This is a genomic window from Burkholderia sp. Se-20373 (assembly GCF_017104705.1).
Lineage (GTDB): Bacteria > Pseudomonadota > Gammaproteobacteria > Burkholderiales > Burkholderiaceae > Burkholderia.
Genome location: NZ_JAAGPH010000084.1, coordinates 25,708 through 34,803, shown reverse-complemented (window position 1 = coordinate 34,803; position 9,096 = coordinate 25,708). Strand labels below are relative to the sequence as shown.

Below are 9,096 nucleotides of genomic sequence, written 5' to 3'. Positions count from 1 at the left end.
GTGCGGTCCGCCTTCGACTGGAAATCAGCGATGAACCAGTTTGCTATCCTGTTCGGAGAGCGATTTATGCAGGCGCGCGGATAACGTGCTGTTCAACCGCCTCGCCCACAAAAATGCGGACAGGTTCCCAGAGCCCGGAAAAAAATACCCTTATCTCACGTGCGGTCCTCAAACGAATCAAGCGATATCACAGCACTCCGGAGTACAAGCTCGCCCCAGACTGGGACATCCACGACCCAAACAAGCCCGCGTTCCTCACGGCTAACCAGCTGCGGTGGGGCGAAAGAAATGCATCCAAGCAATTCAAGAATGCCGTTCGCCGAGTTGGCCTGGCGGACAAGATGTCAACACACTGGATGCGCCATGGTACTGCGTATTCGGTCCTACGCTCCGACATGGGTAAGGACTATCAAGACAGGATGCTGATGGTTCAACAAATGCTGGGACATAGGGACCTGACCACTACGGAGATTTACACTCAGGTTCCGCCCTCGCTCTTACATGCGCTCACAAAAGCTGGACGCGCAATCAATCGTCTCGGTGAAGCTGAACACATTCGAGAGAAGACATTCCTCGGACCTCTGCGCCACAGTGAGAAGCGAGGCCATCGTGCATAATGAACCCGTACGCCTTTATACTCCCCCTCGGCCGACGCTTCTCGACCCATACGCGCAAATCAAGTGGATATTCTTCCAACTTGAAGCTGAGTACGAGACAACGAGGGCGAGCGCGATTGCTTATGCGAAAAACAAATACTTGCAGTTTGTTCTTGATACCGATGCATACTATGTCGAGCTGAAGACCGACAGGCGTTTCTTTCTATCTGCATACTGGGAAGCGGATGCTCTAACGCGCTTCAACAAATGGTTGAATGCTCAAGACCTCACGAGCAAAACACGCTACAGCATCTACAAGTCTGTCCGGCAAGTTATGGACATGGCCTATGCTTTGCGAGTCACCGACACGGTCGTCTATCATGCGCCGATGTTCAAAGGCGTCTCTGAAACAAAAGAGAGGTCCGCCTACAATGAAGAAGAACAAGAGGTCATCAACGCAGCACTCGCTCGATGGATTGGTTTAGCGAACAGCGTTCTTATCGGTTATACCCCGACCGCCTTAGGCATTCCGTACCGCATAAACAGTCGCGATTTGCCGCCTCTTGAACTAGATGGGCAACTTTACACAGCGAGAGAGGCTGCGCAGCATTTTGGGGTCCCGTACCCGGTTCTCTCCACTCGGCTTCGAGCCGGATGGAGCCATCGTCAAGCTGTCGGCTTGTCAGCTCGCCCATCTACGAGTTCTAGGCCCGTCGCAGTCTCGATTGAAGGTGTCGCGTACAAGAGCATCAGTGCTGCCGCAAAAGCTTACGGGGTTTCCTGCGACCTCGTTAAAAGTCGATTGCGGCGTGGCTTCACCCCGGAGCAAAGCGTCGGTATAGAACCACGCTATGTCCTCAAGGAGGATGCAAGAGCGCTCCTGTGGAGGTTTGAAAACGAGTATGCCTGCGACGCGCTGGCGATGTGTGATGATTTTTATCGACAGAGGAATAACTTAACAAAAATTTGCACGATGCGGCGTCTATCGACGCTTTTCATTCGATGGGGCGTATGGCCCTATGTGGATGACCGGATAATCATGCCCCTCGCGATGGAGCTTGGCATGCTGACCGCGTTGAACGTCGAGGCTCTCAAGGAGCTTGAGGTCGACTCTTATCAGAAAGAACACCAGCTCTCCGGGCAGCAAGTCATTTTCTACCACAAGCGGCGCGCTGGCAGCTCTAGCCGCTCAGAGGATAGAGAATTGCATCTTCAATTGCTTGAAATCGATGAGCTCTATCTTGAAGAATCAGTTGTGGAAAGAGTCGAAAAAGTCATTGGCCTGATTCTCGCGCTCACATCGAGGATTAGAAGCGATGCGCCCCCTGATATTGCTCGTCGACTTGTCATTTTTGAGGACATTGAGCGCTCTAGGAGAGAAGGAAAACGCGCGATTGTTGCACTAGACCCTCACGGCAAGGCGGGACATTGGTATCGCCGCTTCTGTTCCGAAGAGGGTCTATATCGCCTGTACGGTGACCGCTTCAATTTCAGCGTTGCAAGGTGCCGTCCAACTCTAGCGACCAACATGGTTTTGGCGGGGGCCACTCTGTTCGAAGTTCAGGTTGCCTTAGGGCACGAAAATATCCAGACTACCGCAACATATCTGGACGCCCAAGGGTTGCAACCCGCTTTCAATCGAACGGTCTCGGAAGCTCTTCAGCGAATCGCTCAACGTTCGACGGAACAATTCAAAGCAGAACAAGCGGCGGCACAGTCAAAGAAGCCCGTCGAAAGGGTGAAACCAGACGGATTCCACGAGACGCTTTCGGGATGCGGTTGCTGGGACCCCTACAATCCGAGCGACAACGTACGCTCTGTCACCAAACATGTTGAGGGTTCCGTCTGCCGATATTGGAACATGTGCTTGCGGTGCGATAGCGCTGTTGTAACCGAACGTTCTCTTCCTAAGCTCATGGTCTACCAAAGGCGTGTCAACACGGCGCTTGTCGAGGACTCGCCTGCAATCCAAGGTAGAAAGGAGCTTTACCGAGACACGCTGAAGCTCATCGACGGCCTCCTGGAAACAGACGTGGTATTCCCTGAATCCGTGCTCCAGAACGCTGAGCTAGTGGCAGCCACAATGGACGACCTGCTCGTAGACCATTTAATTTATCAAGGAATTTAGCCGTGCCTCGCTCTGTAACCCTCCCTTCGATATCCGAGGTCATGGAAGGACGCGCTGCTTTCAGGGACGATATGCCGGTTTGGGCCGGAGTCTTTGGCGCTGACGTCTGGCCTTTTTTTTTCGATTCTTCTTCTCCCCTTTACCTTGGCGAGACCACTTCAAGTATCGCATGGCGAGACTACATTGAAGGAAGAGGCGCCACTTACAATCATCCGAATTCTTTCCAAAAGACAAAATACCCGTATTGCCTCACCAATGAAATTGTCAGGGACTTAAAGATAGCAGCTTTCATCTATGGGAATTTCCCAAAACTGATAAAGCATGCAAGGCACTCAAAAGAGCAGCTTGACCCAAAGACGGTGAAGGGACGTATGGATGAACTCGCAAAGTTCATTTCTCTGGCAATTCTAAAAGCGAGAGAGAAACTGCAGCACCCCATCATCGCACTAGCTGACATACCTTTCTCGATTTTAAAGGAAACTATTGCTACATTCCCCGGACGAGCGGCACACCTCAAGCGAGCCTTGAAGTTAATATCCGACCCGACAATCCAGGAGAACATTAGCGCCCGGCTCCAGTGGGGGCTTACCGATATCACGCGGGGCACACTCCCATGGCGCGAAAATGCTGACGGAGGCGGCATCCCCACGTTGTCCGATGCTCAATTTCTTTACCTCTTAGACCATTGCAAGAAAGCTATCGCAGAATTCAAATCTTTAGCCGGCTTACTAATCCATGATAGTGACTGTCAGGCATTGAGTCGGTCAATTCGAACCACACCGAATCAATCGCATAAAAATGTACTGGACGGCTACTATCGAGGAACGGGCGACGACGCGAGAGCTAAAGCGCTTGCGGAGGAATACGGCCTCAGGTGGTCAGAGATTCGTCACATCATCAAAGAGGCGCACACTTCGGCGCTTCTAATTATTCTTCTTTTCACAGGCATGCGGTCATCCGAAGTTCGCTTCGTGATGCGCAATTGTCTCAAATTCGAGCACGGTTACTGGTTTATGGTTTCCAAGGAGGTAAAGCGCCGGCCAAAGGATATGCCCATCAGCGAGGGCTGGCTGGCCATCGACATTACTCGAGATGCGTACGACATCCTCATGTTTATCACTGAAAAAACCCAGAATGACTATCTTTTTTCGTCGCCGTGGCCAGGGAAAAATAATGGAAAGAATGGCTATCGCGGAGGAACACTGAACAACCTCTTCATCAAATGGCTGAAAACTATTGACAGCGGTGACCTTTTCGCGACCTGGACGTTTTCCATTCACCAATGTCGCGAGACGCTCGTATCGCAGCTTGCACAGCAGGAGGTCGGCCTTCCATTCATCAGCATGCAGCTCAAGCACTTTCGAAGCCAGTTTAACGCTTTACCGAATCTCGTCACGGCTAACTACGGACAATATCGCAAGCAGTTGGCTACTGGGATATCCAACCGTCTCGCCTATGCCCGAGAAACGGCACTGCTGGACATCTACGGCGAACAGGCCAAATTTGCCGGCGGCGGCGCAGTTGCGCACAAGGCGCGGATTGACGCCTTTTTTTCGGGTCTTGGACTGTTTGGCAAACAGCGCGAGAGATACATCAAGGATATGGCCAGACGTGGCGTCAAATTGATGCCGACGAGTATCGGAAACTGTGGGAAAAACCTCATCATTCCGACCGAGAACGAGCCGCCCCCCTGCTATGGCGACTTCCAGTGCGACCCTAACTGTTCAAGCCATGTGATTTCCCCCCGTGCCGGGAGAGCCCTCATCGCACGAAAGAACCATGCGGTCGCCGAAGCCGAGCGAGAGACCAATCCGGCCTACAAGAAGGTCTGGTGGGGCCTAGTCGAGACTCTGAACGGGCACATTGCCACGCTGGAACCGGAGAATCTTGATGGCCGCGCCGAGGAAGTGGAGTCTGCTGATGACTGACCGACGGCCACCAGAACAAACGAGTCATCCTGAAACCACTTCGCAAAAGAATGATAGGCTTATCCTGGCGGCTCTGGAAGACTTGGAAGACCCTGTGAAGCGCGGGAAACGAAAGCCTACGGTCCCCGCAATTTGCAAGATGACTGGGCTGTCGAAGAACACCATACGGAACAGGGAGTGGGCTGTAACCAAACTGCAAGGAATTAAGCGAAAACTTAAAAAAGGGGCAGAACATCAGCCTGACGACAAGTCTGGCCCCGAGCCGGAAGACACGCCCGCCGTGCTAAGAGGACGTATCACACGTATCCTTCAGCAGAACGTGTTGCTATACGAGAAAGTCCTGCAGCAACAAGAGATGATTGGCCGTCAAAAAGCGGAAATCGCAGCTCACAAAGCGCGGAGCAAGCTGTCAATCGTCCTGCCTGTCGGCGCGACGAACGAATAATTGGATATACAAATGAAGCAATACCTAGAACTTCTTCGAGACGTCCTGGCGAACGGCGTCGCCAAGGGCGACCGTACCGGAACCGGCACAACATCCGTGTTTGGGCGGCAGATACGGCACGACCTTTCCAAGGGCTTTCCGCTGCTGACAACGAAGAAGTTGCATTTCAAGAGCATCGCCAACGAACTCATCTGGTTCCTCAGCGGCAACACGAATGTCAGCTGGCTGAACGAGAACGGCGTCACCATCTGGAATGAATGGGCCACCGAGGATAACGAGCTTGGTCCCGTTTATGGTAAACAGTGGACCGCGTGGCCAACTAAGGATGGCGGCACTATCAATCAGGTTGACTATGTGGTTGAAATGCTGCGGAAGAATCCGAATAGCCGCCGCATCCTATTCCACGGCTGGAACCCGGAGTACTTGCCGGACGAGTCTGTCAGCCCTCAGGAAAACGCGAGGCAAGGTCGGATGGCTTTGCCACCGTGCCATCTTCTGTACCAGTTCTATGTAGCGGAAGGAAAACTCTCGTCGTTGCTATACATCAGAAGCTCAGACAGCTTCCTTGGACTGCCATATAACATCGCCTCACTCGCCCTGCTCACCCATATGCTAGCGCAGCAGTGCGACCTGGTACCTCATGAGATTGTGGTCAGCATTGGAGACCTTCACGCCTACTCCAACCACATGGAACAGATTCAAACGCAGTTGACTCGTGAGGTCCGGGAGTTACCGAAGCTGGTAATCAAGCGGAGACCTGAGTCGATTTATGACTACAGGTTCGAGGATTTCGAACTTGTCGGTTACAACCCGCACCCTTCCATAGCCGCGCCCATCGCCGTCTAAGCCACATCAGTGCGAGATATAAGGAGCCTTTGCCTGCCAGGTCAGCTGGCAGGCACCGTACGGCCGCGATAGTCGGCTATGCTAGATTCGCATACGGGACGCCGATACGTGTCGCCTACAGAGCAGCCTCGGGCGCCACATCAGTGATTCTCCATAGCGTTTCCAGGTCCACATCTTCACTATCGGGCTGCTTCTCCCTTTCCAAGCGGTCGACCTGAATCACCATAGGCAGGTCGAAGGCGGTACCAGTGACAACGCAGCAGCCTTTTGCCAGACTCGGAATTAGGCTTCGCGAGAGGCTATCCAACGTCGTGATAGTGTTGTCAATCAGAAAAAGGTCTCGGTCGTTGACTAAGCGATGGATGAAGAAATTGTGCAACTGTGACACGATGGTGGGCGAAATATCCGCTGGCCGCTGACTAGAAATCGTCAAAAAGACACCGAATTTTCGTCCCTCCTTAATAATTTCCTCAAAAAGTTCGAGGCGGTAATCTTTCCAGCTCTCGTGCTCTCTGGCTGACTGCTGCGACAGAATATTATGAGCCTCATCAATAATGAGATGAATAGTCTTGTCAGGTGGATTAGCAACACTCTCCCTGTGCGCGTTGTAGTAATGCTTTGCAATCAGAAGTGGAAGAACCTTCTTTGTCTCGCTGTTGCAGCGCCTCATCGAGATAACAGTCAGCAACCTGCCCTCTGGCTGGTCAGCGCCCACGCGAAGTACCCGTCGAAGGCTGTTCAGGGAAGATTCGATTCGCTTTAGCAGCGGCTGAATGTGCTCGAATTGCACATAGCCACTTATGAGGTCACCTATAAGCTGCAAGTTCGCACGGAGAACCAATTGGTCGAATGCATCTAGCTGTGAGGCATCGATTGCGTCAATTGTCGGGGAGAGATGCATCGTATAGTTGTTGCCGTCGCTATCGAAGTAGACTCCGGCACGAGTAAAACGCGCTCTCGTGGTGTGCCACGATACGCCCTTGAGTATGTCGATAAGCGCGGCGTGTTTCAGTAGTTTCGCTATATTTCGCATCAAGTCCAACGTGGCAGCCTTACACTCACCAGCGCAGAACGCCTCTCGAAACTTTGCCTTTGCATAGATGGACAGCGAATCAGCGTTTGCTTCGAATCGGCGCCTCCCCTCTATCAGGCGATTTAGGAACGGGCGTTGCGTATTTTGCGTCGCCTGGAACAATAGTGAGAGCGTCTCCGCGTTCCAGAACTCATGCTCATGTAAGGGAAATTTGCTACCCGGGGTATCTGCCGCGCCTGCTGGTACTGCACGTGTACTGAGTTGAAAGACTGTCTTTGACTCCGGCGGGACCATTTGCCCGCCGGTATACTCGCCGTTGAAATCGAGAATCACGAAATGGCTTTTATTGCCGATTGCTGCACCCTTCTTCTCGAAGAGAGCGGTGTACAACTTCGTTAGAGTATTGGACTTACCACTCCCGGTGTTTCCAAACACGCCAATATGGGTGTTGAACAGGCGATGCCACGGAAGGCCAATTGCGATGCCCTCCTTCAGCAGCTGACCGATAGCAAACCCACTGTTGCCATCCCGACCAAAAATCTGCGCGATGCGCTCCTCTTGAAGTAGGAAAGCAGGGTCTCGTATCATCGGCAAGTACTTAATGCCCTGCTGGAATAGGTCCCGGTGAAAGTAGCCTATCGGACGCGCATCGACTTTTCGTACATAGGTTACCTTCCCGCCCTCCCCTTCGACCCGACTTTCGTCGAGGTACTCGCCTTCGATTACGCAGATGATGTCGCGGAACCCGCGCTGGACCGCTATGTACTCGCGAATTGACACGCCTCTAAATTTCTCTCCGGCGTAGAAGAGCGTTTCTTTGCTTGATTCCTCGTCGATTTTGAGCGTGATTTTCACGCCGCTTACCGCGATGACTTCTCCAACGCGAATACTCATGTGACAGCTCCACCATTAGGGTCAGCTGCAGCAGGGTCAAGCGGTGCATTTGTGGCCGGAGCTACCGCAACTTGCGGGCTCCGGCCGACATCCAAGGTAAACACTTGCTCATTGAACGCGGTGAAGTTCATCGAGGCGTTCTCCAACGCCAGACAGCGCACGTTCCGAAAGCCTCCAAACTCCGCCTGTAGTTTATCCTTAGACCGTTGGCTGTAGCAGCACACGTAGACTTGGAGATGAGGATTAGAGAGAGAACGTTTCACCAGATTCAAGATATGCTCGTCTGCGAACGAGAAGCCGAACGTGATGAGCACAGCGTTCGGCTTTTCCAATTCGTAGCTCAACATCCGAAGCATCTGGTAATAGTGCTCCTCGAACACTGTCTCGTGAAACTTCCACTTTGTCGGGTTTACAATAGGCAGACTCTCATATGCTGCCTTGAAGTCTTTTCGCTCCTGTTCAGAGAACCCGGGCATTGCGAGATTTTCCAACGTCGCGCCTGAATCATTCAAGCGTGCGGAGAACTCCGCCAACCTAGATTGAGCATCCTCATCAAGCAGACTCTCGATTCCTTGCAATTCATAGTCGACCACGATATTCGCGTTGCTTTTTCTCCAATAAACGGAGCCATGCACATGTATTAGATTAATTTGAGGAATGCTAGTTTGATGACGTTCGAATATACCGGTCTGGCACAGGTAAGTATTGAAATTGCGTGCCTGAAGATAGCGACGCCGGAAGCCCCGAGCGCCATCATTCAGCAGAAAATCGATGCTGCCTTCGCGAAGAATCTCGTCCGCGATAAGTGGGAAACATCCATCGTAGTTCGTGGTGAACAGGTTGCAGCGCCTCTCGAGCGCCTTACGGCGCTGAAGTATCTGCAATACAGTCTTGAGAAACGCGTGATAGTTGGCGACGACCTTCTCGCGTGTTTCATCTCCAGTTGCCGAGTCGACGTTGAACACCTGTGCAGGACGAATACAAGTGTTGTAGTAGTGCATGAACAACGGGACATAACGCTGGTCGTCACTAGCCTCGAAGCGTGTCGCGAGCTCTTCGAGCGTCCAAGCCGCACCTTGTTCGTTCTTAATCTGAAGCGCAAGCGTTGGAAACAAGCCTGAGGACGCGCCGGCACCGAAGAGGAAGTTCAGGTCCTTGTCGTACACGTCGCTCGCCGATATGGTCTCTTGCACTGCCCCCTCCTACCGCTATTGGTCTGCCCAGTG

At 52.5% G+C, this 9,096-nt stretch carries 7 protein-coding genes; 5 read left to right on the top strand and 2 right to left on the bottom strand.

Annotated features, from left to right (window positions below):
- Positions 1–113 precede the first annotated feature (113 nt).
- From G3N96_RS24480 to G3N96_RS24460, 5 genes are read left to right on the top strand one after another with little or no spacing between them, the layout of a single operon-like run.
- The gene (locus tag G3N96_RS24480) at positions 114–617 is read left to right on the top strand and encodes a tyrosine-type recombinase/integrase (protein WP_241022811.1); all 504 of its coding nucleotides are present in this window, start codon (positions 114–116) and stop codon (positions 615–617) included.
- Complete coding sequence (locus tag G3N96_RS24475) at positions 610–2,724, top strand: site-specific integrase (protein ID WP_206138785.1); 2,115 nt, start codon at positions 610–612, stop codon at positions 2,722–2,724. The genes G3N96_RS24480 and G3N96_RS24475 overlap by 8 nt, the downstream gene beginning before the upstream one ends.
- 41 nt (positions 2,725–2,765) lie before the next feature.
- Positions 2,766–4,652 carry a site-specific integrase gene (locus tag G3N96_RS24470; RefSeq protein WP_206138784.1) on the top strand — a complete coding sequence of 629 codons (1,887 nt, stop codon included), beginning with the start codon at positions 2,766–2,768 and terminating at the stop codon, positions 4,650–4,652.
- Positions 4,645–5,097: a hypothetical protein gene (locus G3N96_RS24465; RefSeq protein WP_206138783.1), complete on the top strand. Its 453-nt coding sequence runs from the start codon at positions 4,645–4,647 to the stop codon at positions 5,095–5,097. Before G3N96_RS24470 ends, G3N96_RS24465 begins: the two co-directional genes overlap by 8 nt.
- Positions 5,098–5,109: 12 nt before the next feature.
- Positions 5,110–5,943 carry a thymidylate synthase gene (locus G3N96_RS24460; protein ID WP_206138782.1) on the top strand — a complete coding sequence of 278 codons (834 nt, stop codon included), beginning with the start codon at positions 5,110–5,112 and terminating at the stop codon, positions 5,941–5,943.
- Positions 5,944–6,058: 115 nt separating this feature from the next.
- Here G3N96_RS24460 and G3N96_RS24455 read toward each other — a convergent pair whose 3' ends face one another.
- A complete protein-coding gene (locus G3N96_RS24455; RefSeq protein WP_206138781.1) occupies positions 6,059–7,870 on the bottom strand; it encodes an ATP-binding protein in 1,812 nt (603 codons plus the stop codon).
- Positions 7,867–9,063, bottom strand: a complete 1,197-nt coding sequence (locus G3N96_RS24450) for a hypothetical protein (RefSeq protein WP_346778910.1) — start codon at positions 9,061–9,063, stop codon at positions 7,867–7,869. Before G3N96_RS24450 ends, G3N96_RS24455 begins: the two co-directional genes overlap by 4 nt.
- Positions 9,064–9,096: the final 33 nt, after the last annotated feature.

Coding starts and splice junctions, on each gene's coding strand:
- G3N96_RS24480 (WP_241022811.1), top strand. CDS start 114: ATGCGGACAGGTTCCCAGAGCCCGGAAAAAAATACCCTTATCTCACGT.
- G3N96_RS24470 (WP_206138784.1), top strand. CDS start 2,766: ATGGAAGGACGCGCTGCTTTCAGGGACGATATGCCGGTTTGGGCCGGA.
- G3N96_RS24465 (WP_206138783.1), top strand. CDS start 4,645: ATGACTGACCGACGGCCACCAGAACAAACGAGTCATCCTGAAACCACT.
- G3N96_RS24460 (WP_206138782.1), top strand. CDS start 5,110: ATGAAGCAATACCTAGAACTTCTTCGAGACGTCCTGGCGAACGGCGTC.
- G3N96_RS24455 (WP_206138781.1), bottom strand. CDS start 7,870: ATGAGTATTCGCGTTGGAGAAGTCATCGCGGTAAGCGGCGTGAAAATC.